We start from the raw sequence: 17766 nt of genomic DNA on the forward strand, positions 1-17766 counted from the left end.
CATGCTCTACAACGCCGTCTCCACCCTCGGCCTTTCCAAGCGCCTCCAGACCGCCAACACCGAGCTTCAGCTCGAACGGCTGCGCAACAACGACGAGATCGCCAGCGGCAAGCATTTCGACGTCGCCAAGGCACTGGGTGCGCGCACCGGGCAGGCCATCGCGCTGCGCAACCTGTATGACGAGACCGACCAGACCCTGAAATCCACCGCCCTGCTGCAGGGGCGGCTGGGCACCATGGACAGCGCGCTGACCAACATCCTGTCCGCCGGGCAGGACGTCCTGGCCGCCGCCTCGGTCGGGCTGGGCCAGCCCTCGCCCACCGGCAGCTCGCTCCAGGTGCGGGCCCGCGCCATGCTGGAGCAGGTGGTTGGCATGCTCAACGCCTCCTCCGGCAACGGCTACCTGTTCGGCGGGGTGGAGGTGAAGGCCGCCCCCATGCGCGCCGTGCAGGGCGACGAGTCCGGCCTGCCCTCCCCCATCCAGATCGTGCAGGACACCATCGCCGCGGCCACCGGAGGCACCGCGTCGCCGCAGACCCCGGCCGAGACCGCTGCCGCCGTGGCGGCGCTGGACGACCTGTTCGCGACACCGTCGGCCGCGCCGCTCGGCTTCGAGGGCGGGTTCTACCAGGGGGCGCCCTCGACCGCGCCGCGCCTCAGCGCCCGGCTCGACCGCACGACCGAGATCCCCTATGGCATCCAGGGCAACGACCCGGCCATGCGGGACCTGCTCCAGGGCCTCTACATGCTGGCCAGCGTCGACACCAGCCAACTGCCGCTGGACGCCTACAAGCCCTACATGGAGGCCGCGGTCGCCAAGGTGTCGGGCGGCATCGAGGGGGTACGCGACGCCACCGCGCAGCTCGGCATCCACCGCGCCCAGCTCGACGACATCGCGGCGATGAACACGACGCAGCTCCGCGTTCTCAACGACCAGCTCGACGCGATGGAAAGCGTCGATCCGGCGGAGGCCAGCCTGCGCATGAACCAGCTCGAGGTGCAGATCGAGGCGACCGCGGCGGCCACCGCCCGCATCGCCCGGATGAGCCTCACCAATTACCTGTAGGGCGGCCCGGCCTCCCTGCGGGATGATGAAAGACGGTCTGATGAAGCATGGCCCGACGAAGCTTGGCCCGATCCGCCGCACCCTCCGCGTGGCCGCGCTGGCCGCGGCCTGCCTGCTGGCCGCCGCCGCCGTGGCGGAGGAGGGGCTGGCCCAGACGCGGGTGAAGGATCTCGTCACCTTCGACGGGGTGCGCCGCAACCAGCTCATCGGCTACGGCCTCGTGGTCGGGCTGAACGGTTCGGGCGACCGGCTGATCAACACGCCCTTCACCGAGCAGAGCCTGAAGGGCATGCTGGAGCGGCTGGGCATCAACACCCGCGACGAGGTGCTGCGCACCCGCAACGCCGCGGCGGTGATGGTCACGGCCTCGCTGCCGCCCTTCGCCCGCCAGGGCACGACCATCGACATCACCGTGTCGGCGCTGGGCGACGCCACCAGCCTGCTCGGCGGCACGCTGCTGGTCACGCCGCTGCTGGGCGCCGACGGGCAGGCCTACGCCGTGGCCCAGGGGTCGCTGTCGGTCAGCGGCTTCTCGGCGGGCGGGGTGGCCGCGAACGTGACCAAGGGCGTGCCGACCAGCGCCCGCATCGCCAACGGCGCCATCGTCGAGCGCGAGCTGAAATTCGCGTTGGACGAGACGACCGGCGTGCGCATGGCCCTGCGCAATCCCGACTTCACCACCGCCAACCGCATCGCCGACGCGGTGGCGCTGCGGTTGGGCAGCAGCGCCGTGCATGTGCTGGACGCGACCACCGTCGATGTGCGCATCCCGCCCCGCTACACCGGCGCGGTCGCCCGGCTGATCGGCGACATCGAGCAGCTCACCGTGCGCCCGGACGGCATCGCGCGGGTGGTGGTGGACGAGCGCAGCGGCACCGTGGTCATCGGCGACGATGTGCGCATCAGCCGCGTCGCCATCACCCAGGGCAACCTGACCGTCCGCGTGGTGGAGACGCCGCAGGTGTCGCAGCCGCAGCCCTTCTCCGACGGGCAGACGGTGGTGGTGCCGCGCACCGACGTGCAGGTGCAGGAGGGCAACGGGCGCCAGTTCGTCACCATCGGCGGCAATGTCAGCCTGCAGCAGCTCGTCAACGGGCTGAACGCGCTGGGCGTCGGGCCGCGCGACATGGTCGCCATCCTCCAGGCGATCAAGGCGGCGGGTGCGCTGCACGCCGATCTGGAAATCATCTGATCCTCTCCGGCCGGACGACGACACGATGGACATCTCCCCCCTTTCCCCGACCGCCCAAACCGCGCGTTCCGCCGCCGCGACACCCGCCGCCCAAACCCGATCCGCCGAGAAGGCCGGGCAGGAGTTCGAGGCGCTGATGGTCGGGCAGATGCTGGAGTCCATGTTCGCCGGCATCGAGACCGGCAGCGCCTTCGGCGGCGGCCAGGGCGAGCGGACGTGGCGCAGCTTCATGCTCCAGGAATACGGCAAGGCCATCGCCGAGGCCGGCACGCTGGGGATCGGCCGCATGGTCGAGGCCGACGTGGCCCGCCTCTACGGCCAGACGAGCGAAGGAACCAAGGGATGAGCCGCCGTTTCAAGGACCTGATCCGCGAATTCGCCCCCGACGCCAAGCCGGTCGAGGACGCCGCGCCCGCCGTCGCGCCGGAGCCCGAGAGTCCCGCGCTGGCCGACGGGCCGACCGCCGTGGTGATGACGGAGTTCCTCGACACGGTGGCGGAGTTGAGCGTCCTGCTCGACGAGGAGACGGCGGCACTCGCCGCCGGCGAGCTGGAAGGGCTGGAGGTCTACGCCCGGCGCAAGCAGGCGATGGCCGACCGTCTGGGCGGCATCATGACCCAGGCGCAGTCGGGCACCCTGCGGCTGAACGACGACCTGCGCGCCATGATCCTGGAGCGGGTGGAGCGGCTGGACCGCGCCATCAACGACAACGCGGCGGGGCTGGTCGCCATGCGCAAGGCCGTGCTGTCGATCAACCGCAGCCTCCTCGTGGCCCTGGAGAAGGCGGCCAGCGATGGCCTTTACGCCCCCTCCGGCCACGCGGTGCGCCCGGTCGAGCTGTCGGCGTCGGGCCTGAACGCGGAGCTGTAGGGCGGGTCCACCATAGCCCTCTCCCCTCTGGGGAGAGGGTGGCCCGAAGGGCCGGTGAGGGGGTTGCGCGCGGCGGTACGTTCGGCAAAAGCGCAACCCCCTCACCCTTCCTCTCCCCAGAGGGGAGAGGGGATTGAAAGACGATGGCTTTGCGGAGGGTTCCGCCGCCGGATGCGGGCCGCTATAGTCCGGCGTCCGCTTGGCCGCATCTTTCCAAGGCTTCCGTATGCCCGCAACCGACCGCGCCGGCCCCCCGTCGCTTGCCGTCTTCACCCATGGCGAGCTGATCGGCGACGCGCTCATTAAGATTCCCTTCGTGCGCGCCCTACGGGGGTTGTTCCCGGACCACCGGATCACCTGGATCACCACCGAAGGCACCCATCTGGCGACCACGCTGCGCCCGATGATGGACGGACTGATCGACGAGTTCCGCGCCGACACCGGCATCGGTCGCAACCCGCTCGGCCTGCTGAAGCCCATGCCCATCAAGGATCGTTTCTCGCTGGTGCTGGACACCCAGGCGCTGCCCTGGCGGACGCTGCTGGCGCGGCGGTTGAAGCACGACCTGTTCGTCTCGGCCTGCGCCGGCTACCGCCTGTCGGACCGCCGCCCGCCGCCCGGCTACAAGGAGCCGCGGCACGTGCTGGACCGCCTGTTCGACCTGCTGGAGGTCGCCGGTGGGCGCCGCCCTCCGCTGGACATGGCCGTTCCCATCCCGGCCGAGGCCGAGGCCGAGGCGCGCGCCGTCCTGCCCGACGGGCCGGGCTACATCGCCATCGCGCCGGGGGCGGGCAAGCGGGTGAAATGCTGGCCGTTGGACCGCTTCGTGGAGCTGGCCCGCGCCCAGGTCGCCGATGGGCGGGTGCCGGTCTTCATCCTCGGCCCGGCGGAGTTGGACTGGCTGCCGGAACTGCGCGCCGCCGTGCCGCAGGCGCTGTTCCCGCTCCAGGACGCCGAACTGGCCGAGCCGCGCTATTCCCCGCTGCGCACCATCGCGCTGACCCGGCGCTGCGCTGCGGCGGTCGCCAACGACAGCGGGACCAGCCACCTGTTCGGCCTCGCCGATGTGCCGCTGCTGACCCTCTACGGCCCGACCATCGCGGAGAAGCTGCGCCCGAAGGTGACGCGGGGCACGGTGCTGACGGCCTCGACCTTCGGCGGGCGCGAGATGGAGCGCATTCCCGTAGATGCGGCGATCAAGGAGGTCGAGGCGCTGGTCCGTTCGTAATCCAGCAAACACCTTCGGGCCACCCTCTCCCCAGGGGGGAGAGGGGATTACAGAGGGCAGCGGTCCGGCTCTCGGGTCAGCGCTTCACGGCGGGTGTGATCTCCCCCGCCTCCTCAAGCCGCCGCAGGCAGGCGACCAGGGCGCGCTGGAAGTTGCGGCCCTCGGAGGGCAGGTTGACGCCCTGGCCGGTCGTCCAGAACTCCACGAAGGCGCAATCGGCCGCACGGTCCGCGGTCGGCCATTCGACGGTCACACCCAGCCCAAGCTCCGCCGTGCGGCGGCGGCTGTCGGTGACCAGGATCTTCGTTTCCCAATGCATCCCGCCGCTGCCCGCCTCGGCGCGGCGGTGGCTCCACAGGCGCAGGTAATCGCGGAAGCTCTCGGACGCGCGGTCCTGCTGGACGTAGCTGCCGCGGTCCACCACCGAGGGCGCGAGGCGCAGCGTGTAGCGGGCCTGGACAAGAGCCTGCGTCACTTCCGCAATCAGCCGGTCCATCTCGGCGAAGCTGCGCCGCACGTTGTCGGCCAGCGCGGTGGCCAGCGCCTCCCCCTTCAGCGCGCCGGAGGCGGCGCGGTCGGAACGGTACATCTCGAACAGGTCGTCGCTGTCGCTCATGGCCGTGATGCGCCGCGGAAGGGGAGGATGTCCTTCGTCTACCGCCAAACCCGTTGAGAAGACATTAAGCTGATTTCCAAACCATCCGGCCGCCACCCCAATCCACCCGCCCCGCTACGCCCGTTGCGCCGGCTGCGCGGCCCCACCGTTCTTCAGGCGCAGCACATACATCATCACCTCAGCCACCGCTTGGTAGTGCTGGAGCGGGATCACCGCGTCGACCTCCGACGCGGCGTAGAGGGCGCGGGCCAGCGGCGGGTTCTCGATCACCGGAACGCCGTTCTCCTCGGCCACCGCGCGGATGCGCAGCGCGACGAGGTCGGCCCCCTTGGCGAGGCAGACCGGCGCCGGCATCTTGGCGCGGTCGTATTCCAGCGCCACGGCAAAGTGGGTCGGGTTGGCGATGACCACCGTGGCGCGCGGCACGTTCGCCATCATGCGGCGCTTCGAGCGGTCGCGCCGGATCTCGCGCAGCTTCGCCTTCAGATGGGGATCGCCCTCGGTCTGCTTGAACTCGTCCTTCAGCTCCTGGAAGGTCATGCGCAGGCGGCGCCGCCATTCCAGCCGGTTCCACAGCACGTCCACGGCGGCCATCACCACCGTCGCCAGGAGGACGGCCAGCAGCAGCCGCAGGGTCAGGTCCCGCAGCAGGTCGGGAAGCGCCGCAACGTCCATGCCCACGATCCCCTCCGTCCAATCGATGTAGGGCGCCACGGCGAACCAGACGGCGCAGGCGATGATCGCCAGTTTCACGAGACTCTTCACGAATTCGACCAGCGCGTGGCGCGCGAAGATGCGCCGCCAGCCGCTGAGCGGCGACAGGTGAGACAGCTTGGGCCGGATGCGGTCGCTCGCCGCCAGCAGCGGCCCCTGCCCCACCGCCGACACCACCGCCCCGCCGACCAGCAGGCCGAACACCGGCAGCATCGCCACCGCCACACCGCCGATCAGCCAGCGCAGGCTGTTCATCACGTCGTAGGGACCGCCGTCGAGCCGGATGTCGTTCGGATTCTCGATCAACGGCAGCAGCACCTCGGCGATGCGGGAGGCGGCGAGCGGCCCGCCCGCCGCGGCGATCAGCCAGGCCGCCGCCATGGTGGCCGCCAGACCGACGTCGCGGGCGCGAGGGACATCGCCCTTGTCCATCGCCTCGCGCAGCCGTTTCTCGGTCGGCTCCTCGGTTTTCTGTTCCTCGTCCTGGCTGTTGTCCGACATCGCCGCCCCCTCACCGCCCCCTTCTCATCGCCCGCCGAGCCAGCCGGCCAGCGCCGCCAGCGTGGCGGTGACCATGGCGCCCGCCGTCACCAGGAAGACCAGCATCCCGCCGCCGACCATCGCCGGGGTGGCGACGAAATAGACGGGCATGGAAGGCATCACCCGGTTGACCAGCGCCAGCGCCATGTTGGCGATCATGCCGAACACCAGGAAGGGCGCCGCCATCTGCACCCCCAGCCGGAAGGTGACGCCGACGAGCTGGGCGTAGCGCCCTGCCACCATGCCGGGATCGGGCAGTTGCGCCGCCGGCCAGCTTCCGTAGGAGCGCACCAGCGCGTCGATCATCAGGTAATGGAGGTCGAGCGCGAACAGCAGCGCCAGCCCGGCGATGACCAGCGTGCCCGACAGGATCGACCCGCTCTCGAACCCCGCCGCGTCGGTGCCGAAGGGGTTGGCTAGGCCCATCGCCTGCGCGGCGATGTTGCCGGCGACCTGGAGCGAGGCCAGGAACAGCTTGGCCCCCAGCCCGAGGAAGGCGCCGGCCACCGTCTCCGCGAAGATCTGCTCCAGCATCACCGCAGCGTCCGGCGGCAGTCGGTCGGGCAGGCCGGGCACCGTCGGGGTCAGTGCCAGCGCGACGGGAATCGCGATGCACAGCCGCACGCGCGGCGGCACCGCCAGCTCCCCGAAGCCCGGCAGCAGGCTGACCGCCGCCGCGACCCGGGCGAAGACCAGGAAGGCGCGGTAGACCTCCAGGCTGAGCAGATCGGCGAGCGTGTCCATCACCGTTCTTTCCTTCCCGGTCCTTCACACCTGGTCGATCGTCTTGACGGACACCTTGCGGTGCAGTTCGGCGTGGCTGATGACCGGGGTCATCGGGCTGACCCGCTCCAGCAGCGAGCGCACGAAGGGCCGCACCTCCGCCCCGACCAGCAGCGCCGGCCAGACCTGCGGCGTGGCGTGCTTTTGGATGGTGATGCGCAGCGCCGTCAGGAACTCCTGCACCTGGGTCGGCGGCATGGCGAAGCGGCGGTCCTCGCCTTCGGCGATGACGCTCTGCTGGAGCGCCTGCTCCCAGCGCGGGGTCAGGACGATGACCGGGACGAAGCCGTCGGGCGCCGTCAAAGACTGGCAGATCTGCTGGCCGAGCCGCGCCCGCACATGCTCGGTGACCAGCGTGATGTTGCGCGTCCAGTTCACCGCCTCGGCGATGGCCTCGACGATGGCCGGCAGGTTGCGGATCGACACCCGCTCCGCCAGCAGCGCCTGGAGCACGCGCTGCACCACCACCAGCGTGATGCGCGACGGCACCATGTCGGAAATCAGCTTCTGGTACTCCCGCCCCAGCCCGTCGAGCAGCTTCTGCATGGCGGCGAAGGTCAACAGGGTCGAGAGATGGTCCTTGATGACCTCGGTCAGGTGGGTGGTGATGACGCTTTCCGGGTCGACGACCGTGTAGCCCTTGGCGATGGCCTCCTCGTGCCGCGCCGGGTCGATCCAGCGGGCCTGAAGGTTGAAGGTCGGCTCCCGCGTCGCCTCGCCGGGCAGGTCGGGGGCCGCCCCGCCGGACGGGTCGATGGCGAGAAGCTGCTTGGGCCGCACCTCGCCGCTCGCCACCTCGACGCCCATCACGCTGACGACGTAGCCCTTGGGCGGCAGGAAGCTGCTGTCCTTGATGCGCACCGACGGCAGGATGAAGCCGAACTCCTTGGCGAAGCGCTTGCGCAGCGTCTTCACCTTGCCGGTCAGCGGGCCGTTCTTGTTGAGGATCAGCGGGACGAGGTGGTTGCCGACCTCCACCTTGACCTCGTCCACCTTCAGCATGTCCTCCACCGCCTCCTCGGCGGGGGCGGTGGGTGCCTTGCGGCTTTCCTCCAGCCGTGCCAGCGCGGCGCGGCGCATCTTGCCGCGCATGGCGTACCAGCCCGCCGCGCCGAAGCCGCCGCCGAGCAGGACGAAGGGCGCGGCGGGCAGGCCCGGCGTGACGCCCAGCGTGACGAGCAGCCCGCCCGCCACCATCAGCGCCTTGGGATAGCCGCCGAGCTGGGCGAGCACCGCCTGATCGGCGGAGCCGACGTTGCCGCCCTTGGTCACCAGCAGGCCGGCGGCCAGCGAGACGACCAGCGCCGGGATCTGCGTCGCCAGACCGTCGCCCACCGTCAGGATGGTGTAGACCGACGCCGCGGATTCGAAGGACATGCCCTGTTGCGCCATGCCGATGGCCATGCCGCCCAGCACGTTGATGGCGGTGATGACCAGCCCGGCCACCGCGTCGCCGCGCACGAACTTCGACGCGCCGTCCATGGCGCCGAAGAAGGTGCTCTCGTCCTCCAGCTCCTTGCGGCGGCGGCGGGCCTCGACGTCGTCGATCATGCCGGCGGACAGGTCGGCGTCGATGGCCATCTGCTTGCCGGGGATGGCGTCCAGCGTGAAGCGCGCGCCGACCTCCGCGATGCGGGAGGCGCCCTTGGTGATGACGACGAAGTTGATGACGATCAGGATGGCGAAGATCACCACGCCGATCACGAAGTTGCCGCCCATGATGAACTGGCTGAAGCCCTCGATCACATGGCCGGCGGCGGACGGGCCGGTGTGCCCATGGCTGAGGATCAGGCGGGTGGACGCGATGTTCAGCGCCAGCCGCAGCACCGTGACGACCAGCAGCACGGTCGGGAAGGACGAGAAGTCCAGCGGCCGGGAGATCCACAGCGAGACCATCAGGATCAGCACGCTGACCGCCAGCGACAGCGCCAGCCCGAGGTCGAGGAACCAGGTCGGCACCGGCAGGAACAGCACGGCCAGCACCAGCACGATGGCCAGCGCGAACAGCACGTCGCGGTTCGCCAGCCCGGCATCGCCGAGGCTGGTCATCCGGTTCCGGAAGGTGTCCGTGAAAGCCATGCGGGAACTCCAGGGTGCGGCACCGTTGGTACGCTAGCGCCCCGCGGTAAAACCGGCTTTTACGTCTGCGCTACTGGGCGGTCGGCAGCAGCGGCTTCACCGCCGCGTTGGCGTAGAGGCTGGACAGGAAGGACAGGCGGCCAAGCTCGGCCCGACCCCAGGCGGGCAGTGCGCCGGGGGCGGCTTGGGAACTGGCCATTTGAGGGCCGGCGGCCAGCGTCTTCAGGTAATCCATGGCGCCGGCCACCCAGCGCCGGTTGCCGCCGACCCGCTCGCGGTAGGCCGCCCCGCGCTCCGACTGGGCGGAGTGGTAGCGGGCGATGGCGGCGTCCAGCGAACCCTGCGCGCGGTGCAGGTCGCCGAGGAAGCGCGCGGCGTAGCGGGCGTTGGCGCGCGGGTCGAAGGCGGTCTCCAAGTCGGGAAAGGCGTCGGGGTGCCATTTCAGGTTCACCTGGAGGCACCCCACGTCGATGGAGCGCGTGCCCCGCGCTTGCGCGGCGCGCACGAAAGCGATGGCCTCCTCCCGCGTCGGGAAGTAGCTGGAAGCGCCTTCGGTGTTGACGGTCCAGGGCCAGACGGTGAACAGCCGGTCGGCGGTCATCCGCCCGGCCTCGGTGAAGCCCATGGCAAGCAGCATGTGGTCGGTCACCCCGGCCTCGCGCTCCGCCGCCAGGATGGCGTCGATGCAGGCGGCCTCCGGCGGCAGGCTGCGCGCGGGCAGGACGCGCGGCGCGTAGAGGGCGGTGGACCAGGTGCCGATCTGCGCGGCCGGCGGCTTCACCTCCGCGGCGGTCGCGGTTCCGGCCAGGAGCCCGGCCAGGAGCAGCATCGCCAGTCCGGCCAGCCGGCGCATGTCACCGCACCGAGACGATCAGGCTGCCCAGCCGGTCAGCGTAGGTGGTGAGCGCGCCGTACATGAAGGGCAGCGCCAGCACGGTGGTGACCAGGATGGCGACGATCTTCGGCACGAAGGTCAGCGTCATCTCCTGCACCTGGGTCAGCGCCTGGACCAGCGAGATCGCCACGCCCACCAGGACCGCGATGACCAGCGGCGGCGCGGCGATCAGCAGCATCGTCCAGATGCCCGTGCGCAGGACTTCCAGCACGTCGGCTTCGTTCATAGGGGTTCTCCTGGGGAAGCGTGTTGCCCCCACCCTTCCCATGCTGCGCATGGGCCCCTTCCCTCCCCCGCTTCGCAGGAGAGGGACCGAATCCCCTCCCCTGCGAAGCGGGGGAGGGTTAGGGAGGGGGCATTACGTCCCAACACACGCGCTCAAATCGCCATCCGCATGACGTCCTGATAGGCCTGCACCATGCGGTCGCGGATCGACACCACCGTCTGCACGGTCATCTCGGCGGCGAGCACGGAGCGCACGACCTCGTGCGTGCCGGCCTTGCCGGCGACGGCGGCGACGGACATGCGCTCGCCCTCGTTCAGCGTCTCCACCGCCTGCGACACCTGCCGGTCGAGGAAGGCGCCGAAGCTGCTCTCCGCCGACGCTGCCGTCTCGGCGGGCGCCGATCCCGCAGCAGCTGTGGTGGGCGGGGTGGCGAGCGAGGCGGCGGGCGCCGGCTGGGCCAGGGGCGCGCGGTGGAGGCCGTAGGCGGCGGCGGCGCGGCCGATGGGTTCGATCATGCTCTGGATCTCCTCAGCCGCGCAGAAGGTCGATCATGCGGCTCATCATGCTGCGCGACTGCTCGATGACGTTGACGCTCGCCTCGAAGGACCGGCTGGCCTCGCGCATGTCCATCATCTCGATCAGCGGCTGGACGTTCGGGCGCTTGACGTAGCCCTTCTCGTCGGCGGCGGGGTGCGAGGGTTCGTAGACGAGCTGGAAGTCGCTGCGGTCGCGCCCGATCTGCTTGACCTTCACGATCTCCGACCCGGCGGCGCGGTCCATCGTGGTGGCGAAGGAGACGGTCTTGCGGCGGTAGGGATCGCCGCCCGCCGTCATGGCGGTGGAATCGGCGTTGGCGATGTTCTCGGCGACCACGCGCAGCCGGGTGCCCTGCGCCTGCAGGCCCGAACTGGCGATCCGCATCGTCGCGGCCAGGGGATCGGTGAGCATGGGAAGGGCCTCCGAAGTCGTCAGCCGGCGCGCCAGGCGGCGCGCAGGATTTGCAGGTTGCGCTGGAACAGGCCGGCGGTCAGGGCGAAGGCGTCGCGCGTCTCGCTGCCCTTGTTCATCTCCTGCTCCAGCGACACGGCGTTGCCGTCCGGCGTGGTCTCCCACTGCTCGGGCTTGCGCGCCTCCTGCACCGCGCCGGACGGGTTGAAGCCCGCCAGGTGCATGGGCGAGGTGAGCGCGGGCGCCACCGACTGCGGGCCGTCCATCAGCGCCGCGAAGGGCTTCAGGTCCTTCGGCTGATAGCCGGGCGTGTTGGCGTTCACGACGTTGGCGGCGATCAGCTTCTGCCGCTCCGCCAAGTAATCGAGGCGCGCGCCGGTCAGCCGGAACACCGAAATATTGCTAAAATCCATTGGAACGGCCCTATCGCAAAGCCGGAAGGCAAGGCACGGTCAATATGACCCCCGGCGTTTAAAACCGGATTTAAAATCCTCGTGGCAGGATCACCGCATTCCGACACGGCGGAGACGTCCCGGCGATGCGCGTGCTTTCCAACCTTCTGTCCGAGATCGAGCGGATGCCGACCCGATCCTGGCGCGGCGAGATCCGCAGCGCCACCGGCATGACGCTGGAGGTGGAGGGGCTGCGCCGCGTCCTGGCGGTGGGCGACAAATGCTGGGCGGAGACGGCGCGCGGCCAGCGCCTGCTGTGCGAGACCATCGGCTTCCGCCAGGGCCGCACGTTGCTGATGGCCTTCGACAACCTCGACGGCGTGGCGGAGGGCTGCGCCGCCGTCACCGACGACACCGCCTTCACGCTGCGCCCCGGCCCCGGCTGGCTGGGCCGCGTGGTCAACGCGCTGGGCGAGCCGATCGACGGGTGCGGCCCCCTGCGCAACGGCCACCACGCCCGCCCGTTGCGCGCCGCCCCGCCGCCGGCCTACGCGCGCCGCCGGGTGGGGCCAAAGATGGACACCGGCGTGCGCGCCATCGACGTCTTCACGCCGATCTGCCGCGGCCAGCGCATGGGTGTCTTCGCCGGGTCGGGCGTCGGCAAATCGACGCTGCTGTCGATGGTCGCCCGCCACGCCGGGGCCGACGCGATCGTGATCGGGCTGGTCGGCGAGCGCGGGCGCGAGGTGCAGGAGTTCATCCAGGACGATCTGGGGGCGGAGGGCCTCGCCCGCTCCGTCGTCGTGGTCGCCACCTCGGACGAGCCGCCGCTGATGCGCCGGCAGGCAGCATATCTCTGCCTGACCGTGGCGGAGGAGTTGCGCGACCGCGGCCTGCACGTTCTCTGCCTGATCGACAGCGTGACGCGCTTCGCCATGGCCCAGCGCGAGATCGGCTTGGCCGCCGGGGAGCCGCCGACCGCCAAGAGCTACCCGCCCAGCGTCTTCGCGGAACTGCCCAAACTGATGGAGCGCGCCGGGCCGGGACAGGAGGGCCAGGGTGACATCACCGGCATCTTCACCGTGCTGGTGGACGGCGACGACCATGACGAGCCGATCGCCGACGCGGTGCGCGGCATCCTCGACGGCCACGTCGTTCTGGACCGCCGCATCGCAGAGCAGGGGCGCTACCCCGCCGTCAACGTGCTGCGCAGCGTGTCGCGCCTGCTGCCCGGCTGCCACACGGCGGAGCAGAACGCCCTGCTGCGCCGCGCCCGCAGCCTCGCCGCCACCTACGACAACATGCGGGAGCTGGTGCGCATCGGCGCCTACAAGCAGGGCACCGACGCGGAGGTGGACGACGCCGTCGCGCTGAACCCGGCGCTGGAGGAGTTCCTACGCCAGGGCAAGGACGACGCCACGCCGTCCCCCGACTCTTTCCACATCCTCGACCGCATCCTCGCCGTTCCCGCCGGAGCCACGCCATGACCAACGCCTCCGCGCTCGCCGCCCGCGCGCTTGCCCCGACCACCGCCGCACGGGACGCCGTGAAGGCCCCGACCAAACAGGAGACGGCGGATCACGGTCTGGATTTCGGGGACCTGCTGGACGCGGTGAATCCGCTGCAGCACCTGCCGGGGGTGTCGCAGGTCTACCGCCACGCCACCGGCGACGAGATCGGCCTGCCGGCGCGGCTGGCCGGCGGCTTCCTGTTCGGCGGCCCCATCGGCCTGCTGGGCAGCGCCGCCATGGCCGCCTTCGAAGCGGTGACCGGCGACGACCCGCTGGGCCACCTCGTCGCGCTGGCGGAGGGCAGCTCGGACGAGACGAAGGCTCCGGCGAAGGACGCGCCGTCCAGCGCCCCGCCCCTGCCCTTCCTCGCCGGTCCGGCGCAAGAGCCGCAAACGGAGCCAACGCCGGACCATCGCCCATCCCCCGCCGTGCTGGCGGAAGCGCTCGCCCGCAAGACGCCGGGCAGCGACGCCACGGCGGACACGCCGGCGCCCAAGGCGGAGCAGCCCGCCCCGCAAATCCTGGCGAAGCTCTACGAACTGCATGCCACCCAGCCGGCGGACCGCCCGGCCGTCCGGCTCTGACCCGGCTCAGCGCAGCGCCTTCGCCAGCGCGTCCATGAACAGCCGCACCTTCGGCGGCACGAAGCGCGCCGAGGGGTGGACGCCCCACACTGCCAGCGGCTCCAACGCCCCGTCGGACAGGGTGAGCGCCACCAGCGCGCCGCGCGCCACCTCGTCGCGCACGTCCCACTCCGACAGGACGGCGATGCCGAGCCCGGCGAGGCAGATGTCGCGCAGCCCCTCGATGGAGTTGGCGGTGAAGCGCCCGCGCACCCGGATGCGCCGCTCCCGCCCGTCCCCCGCGAAGCTCCAATGGGTCGTGCCGGACAGGCACAGGCACTCGTGCTCCGCCAGATCGGCGACGGCGGCGGGCGTACCGCGGGCCGCCAGATAGCCGGGCGTGGCGTAGAGCCCCCGCGGGTTGTCGGCCAGCCGCCGCGCGATCAGCGCGCTGTCTTTCAGACGCGCGATGCGGATGGCAAGGTCGATGCCCTGCCCGACGATGTCCACCACCGTGTCGGTCAGCAGCAGATCGACCGAGACCTGCGGGTTGTCCGTCAGGAACTCCGCGACCACCGGCACCACCACCTTGCGCCCGAAGGCGGCGGAGGCGGTCAGCCGCAGCAGCCCCGACGCCCCGGCGGAGGACGGTCGGACGCTGGCCCGCGCCGCCGCCTCGTTCTCCAGCATCGCCTGGGCGAAGGGCAGCATCGCCTCCCCTTCCGGCGTCAGGGCAAGGGAGCGGGTGGTCCGCTGCATCAGCCGCGCGCCCATGGCCTCCTCCAGCGCGGCCAGCCGCCGCGTCGCCATCAGCGGCGAGATGCCCAGGCGCCTTGCCGCCCCGGCCAGGCTGCCGGCCTGGGCGGCTTCCACCAGAACGGCGAGTCCGGCAAGGTCCATTGCTTCACTTTTTGATGCACAGGCCGTTCATTCTGCATGACTGATGCGGTTTGTGAAAGTGCGATAGGGTCTGTTTCAGAGATCATCGCCTTGGGCTCAGTAGCCCTCTCCCCTCTGGGGAGAGGGGATGTTGCAAAAGGACCCCTGTCATGAGCATCACCGACACAATGCCCCACACATCAACCCACACGCCCGACCACACCCGGCTCGGGCGCGGGCTGACCTTCGCCATGGCGACCGCCGCGGGGCTGGCCGTCGCGAACATCTACTACAACCAGCCCATGCTGGGCCTGATCGAGGGCGACCTGCCCGGCCCGCTGACCGGCATGATCCCGACCGCCACGCAGTTGGGCTACGCCGCCGGCCTGCTCCTGCTGGTGCCGCTGGGCGATCTGGTGGAGCGGCGGCGGCTGATCGTCGGACAGTTCCTCCTGCTCGCCGCGGCGCTGGTCGCGACGGCGCTGGCGCAAGGCCCCGCCCTGATGGTCGCCGCCTCGCTGCTGCTCGGCGTCTCGGCGACGGTGGCGCAGCAGATCGTCCCCTTCGCCGCGCATCTCGCCTCGCCGCAGCGGCGCGGGGCGGCGGTGGGGACCGTCATGTCGGGGGTGCTGACCGGCATCCTGCTCAGCCGCACGCTGGCCGGCTTCGTCGGCACGCACGAGGGCTGGCGCGCCATGTTCTGGCTGGCCGTGCCGCTGGCGCTGGGTGCCGCCGCGCTGATGGCCGTCATGCTGCCGCGCAGCCACCCGAACGCAACCATGCGCTACCCGGCGCTGATGCGCTCGCTGGTCCATCTGTGGCGGGAGTTCCCGGCCCTGCGGCTGGCCGCGGTCACCCAGGGGCTGCTGTTCGCCGCCTTCACCACCTTCTGGACCATCCTGGCGCTGCGTCTGGCCGAGCCGCGCTTCGGCCTGGGCGCCGACGCGGCGGGGCTGTTCGGCATCGTCGGCGCCGTCGGCATCCTGGCCGCCCCGCTGGCCGGGCGGATCGCCGACCGCAGCGGGCCGCACCGGGTGATCCTGCTGGGCACGCTGCTGACGCTGGCGTCCTGGCTGCTGTTCGGGCTGTGGACGTCGCTCGCCGGTCTGGTCGCCGGGGTGATCCTGCTCGACTTCGCGGTCCAGGCGGCGCTGGTGTCGAACCAGCACCTCGTCTACGCCCTGCGCCCCGAGGCCCGCGCCCGGCTGAACACCATCTTCATGGGCGGCATGTTCCTGGGCGGCGCCGTGGGGTCGAGCGCGGCGACGCTGGCCTGGAACGCCGGCGGCTGGACCGCCGTGACCGGGCTGGGCATCGCCGTCGCCGCCCTGGCCACCGCGCTCCAGCTCGCCGCGCGGCGCGGCTAGGCAAGGTCCGACGGACAGGGTCCGCGAGGCGGCTGGCGCGAGCGCAAAAGTGCTCGCGCCAGCCGCCAGCCGTTCTGGAGGGCGCCCATGGTTCATGGACACCAGCGCCCGGCACCCATCGGCCGATTGGCTCACCCGCGGACGGCGGTCAGGTTGCGCCGATACTCGCGCGGGCTTTCCCCGACGAGGCGGCGGAAGCTCTTCTCGAAATGGCTGAGGTCGCCGTAGCCGACGCTCATCGCCACCTCGGTGATCGGCAGCCGGCGCTCGGCGGCCAGCAATTCGCGCGCCTTGTGGATGCGGATGCGGCCGAGCAGACCCTTGAAGGAGGTCTGAAGCTCCGTCCGGAACAGATAGCTGAGGTGGGACGGGCTGACATGCGCCTGCCGGGACAGCTCATCCAGCGTGATCGGGTCGGCGAAGCGCTCGCCCAGGAACAGCAGCGCCTTGCGCAGACCGCCGTGCAGCCGGGCCAGGGCGTCCTGGTCGCGGGTCAGCGCGCAGCGCACCCAGCGGTCGGCGGGTGGCGGAGCCGGAGGAGCCGTCGGCACGGCCTCCGGATGGTCCTCCGGATGAGGGCCGGAGTCCGGCGCCGCCGGCATGGCGCCGCCGACCATCCAGGGGGCGTGGCGGCGCACGTCGCCATGGCGGATCGGCCGGCCACCGGTCATCACCGCCAGCCGGGCGATCACCCGCTCCAGCTCGAACAGGTTCTCCGGCCAGGAATGGGCCTTGCACAGGGCGATCAGCTCGTCGGTCCGCGTCTCGTCGGCACGCCCGCCGTGGCGCTCCAGGGCAGCGAGGACCAGCGGCTCGATGTCCGCCGGGCGGTCGCGCAGCGGCGGCACGGTGGCGCACAGGAAATCCAGCTCGGCGAGCAGCGGGCGGGAGAAGCGCCCCTCCTCCGCCAGCCGCCGCAGATCGGCGGTGGTCGAGGCGATGACCCGCGGGTTCCCCATCCCACTGGCCATACCGGCGGCCGCTCCGCCGGCGGACAGCGTCCAGCCGCCCGGCGCGTCGAGCCATTGGCCGAGTTGGGACGGCATGTGCTGGACGATCTGCCCTTGAAGGGACGGCGTCATCTCGTCGACTCCGCTGAGGAACAGGGTCCCCCCGGCGGCCCGCGCGAACCAGTCGGCGGGCGTTCCCACCGGGTCCGCCCCATTGACCTGGACGAAGGGGCCGTCGCGCCGCGGCCCGCAACCGTGGATCGCCGCGGCGAGCTGCGCCTTCTCCGTTCCGAACTCGCCGGTCAGCAGGACGGGCAGCGCGCTGTGGGCGGCCTGCTCCAGGAAGGCGTCCAGTTCGCGCAGCGCCGGGCTCATGCCGACCATCATCAGGGGACGGCCGAACCGCCGCTCCGCCCAGCGCCGCACCTCGTAGCGCTTGGCGAGATAACCGCACTGGCGGGCAACGTCCTGCAGGATGGGGGCCTCGGGCGCGGCGCCGTCCGGCGCGCGGTCGAGGACCAGCCGCATCTCGCCGACCGGCGCGTCGGCGTAGGTGATAGGCACCACCACCGCCTCCGGGTCGGCCGCGGCCTCGTTGGGATCGCCGTCCGCCGTCCAGCAGAGACGACCGCCCGCCCGGTCCTGGGCGAGCACCAGCGTGCCCATGTCCTGGAGCCACAACGCCCCGCCGCGCAGCGGCGCGCGGTCGACCAGCCGGTCCATCAGCCCGCCGATCAGGTCCGGCAGGCTGCGGAAATCGGCCGAGCCCAGGTGCAGAATCTCGTCCAGCGCGCCACCGACCGACACAGTCATCGCGTCGCCTCCGTGGAAAAACCGTGCCGCGTCTTCCGCGCGCGCCGGACCCTGAAGACGAATGCATGCATCGCGGATCCGCGATGACGGTAATCGGATTGATAGGAGCGAATCATGACCGGAATCTCCTGCCG

General features: G+C 71.2%; 19 protein-coding genes. 8 read left to right on the forward strand and 11 right to left on the reverse strand.

Translation table 11 applies throughout. The features are described 5' to 3' along the window. The first annotated feature begins 1 nt into the window (after window position 1). The 5 genes from ACWPN5_RS08895 (at window position 2) to ACWPN5_RS08915 (ending at window position 4356) form a co-directional block, all read left to right on the forward strand. Window positions 2–1066, forward strand: a complete 1065-nt coding sequence (locus ACWPN5_RS08895) for a flagellin (protein WP_492295221.1) — start codon at window positions 2–4, stop codon at window positions 1064–1066. A gap of 40 nt (window positions 1067–1106) precedes the next feature. Beyond that, entirely contained in the window at window positions 1107–2258 is a 1152-nt protein-coding gene (locus ACWPN5_RS08900; protein ID WP_247888457.1) for a flagellar basal body P-ring protein FlgI, read from the forward strand. A gap of 25 nt (window positions 2259–2283) precedes the next feature. Further along, window positions 2284–2604, forward strand: a complete 321-nt coding sequence (locus tag ACWPN5_RS08905) for a rod-binding protein (protein ID WP_145689323.1) — start codon at window positions 2284–2286, stop codon at window positions 2602–2604. Then, complete coding sequence (locus tag ACWPN5_RS08910; protein WP_200478937.1) at window positions 2601–3128, forward strand: flagellar protein FlgN; 528 nt, start codon at window positions 2601–2603, stop codon at window positions 3126–3128. The genes ACWPN5_RS08905 and ACWPN5_RS08910 overlap by 4 nt, the downstream gene beginning before the upstream one ends. 226 nt (window positions 3129–3354) lie before the next feature. After that, window positions 3355–4356, forward strand: a complete 1002-nt coding sequence (locus ACWPN5_RS08915; protein ID WP_492295222.1) for a glycosyltransferase family 9 protein — start codon at window positions 3355–3357, stop codon at window positions 4354–4356. A gap of 76 nt (window positions 4357–4432) precedes the next feature. Here ACWPN5_RS08915 and ACWPN5_RS08920 read toward each other — a convergent pair whose 3' ends face one another. The 9 genes from ACWPN5_RS08920 to ACWPN5_RS08960 form a co-directional block, all read right to left on the reverse strand. Continuing rightward, window positions 4433–4972: a hypothetical protein gene (locus ACWPN5_RS08920; RefSeq protein ID WP_492295223.1), complete on the reverse strand. Its 540-nt coding sequence runs from the start codon at window positions 4970–4972 to the stop codon at window positions 4433–4435. Between the two features lie 114 nt (window positions 4973–5086). Next, complete coding sequence (flhB, locus tag ACWPN5_RS08925; RefSeq protein ID WP_145689327.1) at window positions 5087–6187, reverse strand: flagellar biosynthesis protein FlhB; 1101 nt, start codon at window positions 6185–6187, stop codon at window positions 5087–5089. Between the two features lie 24 nt (window positions 6188–6211). Then, a complete protein-coding gene (locus ACWPN5_RS08930) occupies window positions 6212–6970 on the reverse strand; it encodes a flagellar biosynthetic protein FliR (protein WP_145689328.1) in 759 nt (252 codons plus the stop codon). A gap of 24 nt (window positions 6971–6994) precedes the next feature. Then, window positions 6995–9088 (reverse strand): flagellar biosynthesis protein FlhA, encoded by a 2094-nt coding sequence (flhA, locus tag ACWPN5_RS08935; protein WP_492295224.1) that lies wholly within the window; start codon window positions 9086–9088, stop codon window positions 6995–6997. A gap of 70 nt (window positions 9089–9158) precedes the next feature. Next, the gene (locus tag ACWPN5_RS08940) at window positions 9159–9941 is read right to left on the reverse strand and encodes a lysozyme family protein (RefSeq protein WP_492295225.1); all 783 of its coding nucleotides are present in this window, start codon (window positions 9939–9941) and stop codon (window positions 9159–9161) included. A 1-nt stretch (window position 9942) separates the two neighbouring features. Beyond that, entirely contained in the window at window positions 9943–10209 is a 267-nt protein-coding gene (gene fliQ / locus ACWPN5_RS08945; protein ID WP_014199655.1) for a flagellar biosynthesis protein FliQ, read from the reverse strand. A 152-nt stretch (window positions 10210–10361) separates the two neighbouring features. After that, window positions 10362–10724, reverse strand: coding sequence for a flagellar hook-basal body complex protein FliE (gene fliE, locus ACWPN5_RS08950; protein WP_145689331.1), 363 nt, complete (start codon window positions 10722–10724; stop codon window positions 10362–10364). A gap of 13 nt (window positions 10725–10737) precedes the next feature. Further along, entirely contained in the window at window positions 10738–11157 is a 420-nt protein-coding gene (gene flgC / locus ACWPN5_RS08955) for a flagellar basal body rod protein FlgC (RefSeq protein ID WP_040137944.1), read from the reverse strand. A 20-nt stretch (window positions 11158–11177) separates the two neighbouring features. Beyond that, the gene (locus ACWPN5_RS08960) at window positions 11178–11570 is read right to left on the reverse strand and encodes a flagellar basal body rod protein FlgB (RefSeq protein ID WP_211111502.1); all 393 of its coding nucleotides are present in this window, start codon (window positions 11568–11570) and stop codon (window positions 11178–11180) included. Window positions 11571–11695: 125 nt separating this feature from the next. Here ACWPN5_RS08960 and fliI point away from each other — a divergent pair, with 125 nt between their 5' ends. Continuing rightward, window positions 11696–13036, forward strand: coding sequence for a flagellar protein export ATPase FliI (fliI, locus tag ACWPN5_RS08965; protein ID WP_200477968.1), 1341 nt, complete (start codon window positions 11696–11698; stop codon window positions 13034–13036). Continuing rightward, window positions 13033–13644: a hypothetical protein gene (locus tag ACWPN5_RS08970; RefSeq protein WP_492295226.1), complete on the forward strand. Its 612-nt coding sequence runs from the start codon at window positions 13033–13035 to the stop codon at window positions 13642–13644. The genes fliI and ACWPN5_RS08970 overlap by 4 nt, the downstream gene beginning before the upstream one ends. A 6-nt stretch (window positions 13645–13650) precedes the next feature. Here ACWPN5_RS08970 and ACWPN5_RS08975 read toward each other — a convergent pair whose 3' ends face one another. Continuing rightward, window positions 13651–14523 (reverse strand): LysR family transcriptional regulator, encoded by an 873-nt coding sequence (locus tag ACWPN5_RS08975; RefSeq protein WP_145689334.1) that lies wholly within the window; start codon window positions 14521–14523, stop codon window positions 13651–13653. 149 nt (window positions 14524–14672) lie between these two features. On the opposite strand from ACWPN5_RS08975, the gene ACWPN5_RS08980 reads away from it, so the two are divergent. Beyond that, window positions 14673–15869 (forward strand): MFS transporter, encoded by a 1197-nt coding sequence (locus ACWPN5_RS08980; protein WP_200477966.1) that lies wholly within the window; start codon window positions 14673–14675, stop codon window positions 15867–15869. Window positions 15870–16000: 131 nt separating this feature from the next. Here ACWPN5_RS08980 and ACWPN5_RS08985 read toward each other — a convergent pair whose 3' ends face one another. Continuing rightward, window positions 16001–17632 carry a helix-turn-helix domain-containing protein gene (locus tag ACWPN5_RS08985; RefSeq protein WP_492295227.1) on the reverse strand — a complete coding sequence of 544 codons (1632 nt, stop codon included), beginning with the start codon at window positions 17630–17632 and terminating at the stop codon, window positions 16001–16003. Window positions 17633–17766 lie beyond the last annotated feature (134 nt).

It is taken from the genome of Azospirillum sp. UENF 211521 (assembly GCF_058780535.1).

Excerpts from the sequence above, each read along its gene's own strand:
- ACWPN5_RS08900 (WP_247888457.1), top strand. The coding sequence starts at position 1,107 with ATGAAGCATGGCCCGACGAAGCTTGGCCCGATCCGCCGCACCCTCCGC.
- ACWPN5_RS08985 (WP_492295227.1), bottom strand. The coding sequence starts at position 17,632 with ATGACTGTGTCGGTCGGTGGCGCGCTGGACGAGATTCTGCACCTGGGC.
- ACWPN5_RS08910 (WP_200478937.1), top strand. The coding sequence starts at position 2,601 with ATGAGCCGCCGTTTCAAGGACCTGATCCGCGAATTCGCCCCCGACGCC.
- ACWPN5_RS08895 (WP_492295221.1), top strand. The coding sequence starts at position 2 with ATGCTCTACAACGCCGTCTCCACCCTCGGCCTTTCCAAGCGCCTCCAG.
- ACWPN5_RS08940 (WP_492295225.1), bottom strand. The coding sequence starts at position 9,941 with ATGCGCCGGCTGGCCGGACTGGCGATGCTGCTCCTGGCCGGGCTCCTG.
- ACWPN5_RS08975 (WP_145689334.1), bottom strand. The coding sequence starts at position 14,523 with ATGGACCTTGCCGGACTCGCCGTTCTGGTGGAAGCCGCCCAGGCCGGC.
- ACWPN5_RS08970 (WP_492295226.1), top strand. The coding sequence starts at position 13,033 with ATGACCAACGCCTCCGCGCTCGCCGCCCGCGCGCTTGCCCCGACCACC.
- fliE (WP_145689331.1), bottom strand. The coding sequence starts at position 10,724 with ATGATCGAACCCATCGGCCGCGCCGCCGCCGCCTACGGCCTCCACCGC.
- ACWPN5_RS08920 (WP_492295223.1), bottom strand. The coding sequence starts at position 4,972 with ATGAGCGACAGCGACGACCTGTTCGAGATGTACCGTTCCGACCGCGCC.
- ACWPN5_RS08915 (WP_492295222.1), top strand. The coding sequence starts at position 3,355 with ATGCCCGCAACCGACCGCGCCGGCCCCCCGTCGCTTGCCGTCTTCACC.
- ACWPN5_RS08960 (WP_211111502.1), bottom strand. The coding sequence starts at position 11,570 with ATGGATTTTAGCAATATTTCGGTGTTCCGGCTGACCGGCGCGCGCCTC.
- flgC (WP_040137944.1), bottom strand. The coding sequence starts at position 11,157 with ATGCTCACCGATCCCCTGGCCGCGACGATGCGGATCGCCAGTTCGGGC.
- ACWPN5_RS08980 (WP_200477966.1), top strand. The coding sequence starts at position 14,673 with ATGAGCATCACCGACACAATGCCCCACACATCAACCCACACGCCCGAC.
- flhB (WP_145689327.1), bottom strand. The coding sequence starts at position 6,187 with ATGTCGGACAACAGCCAGGACGAGGAACAGAAAACCGAGGAGCCGACC.
- flhA (WP_492295224.1), bottom strand. The coding sequence starts at position 9,088 with ATGGCTTTCACGGACACCTTCCGGAACCGGATGACCAGCCTCGGCGAT.
- ACWPN5_RS08905 (WP_145689323.1), top strand. The coding sequence starts at position 2,284 with ATGGACATCTCCCCCCTTTCCCCGACCGCCCAAACCGCGCGTTCCGCC.
- ACWPN5_RS08930 (WP_145689328.1), bottom strand. The coding sequence starts at position 6,970 with ATGGACACGCTCGCCGATCTGCTCAGCCTGGAGGTCTACCGCGCCTTC.
- fliI (WP_200477968.1), top strand. The coding sequence starts at position 11,696 with ATGCGCGTGCTTTCCAACCTTCTGTCCGAGATCGAGCGGATGCCGACC.
- fliQ (WP_014199655.1), bottom strand. The coding sequence starts at position 10,209 with ATGAACGAAGCCGACGTGCTGGAAGTCCTGCGCACGGGCATCTGGACG.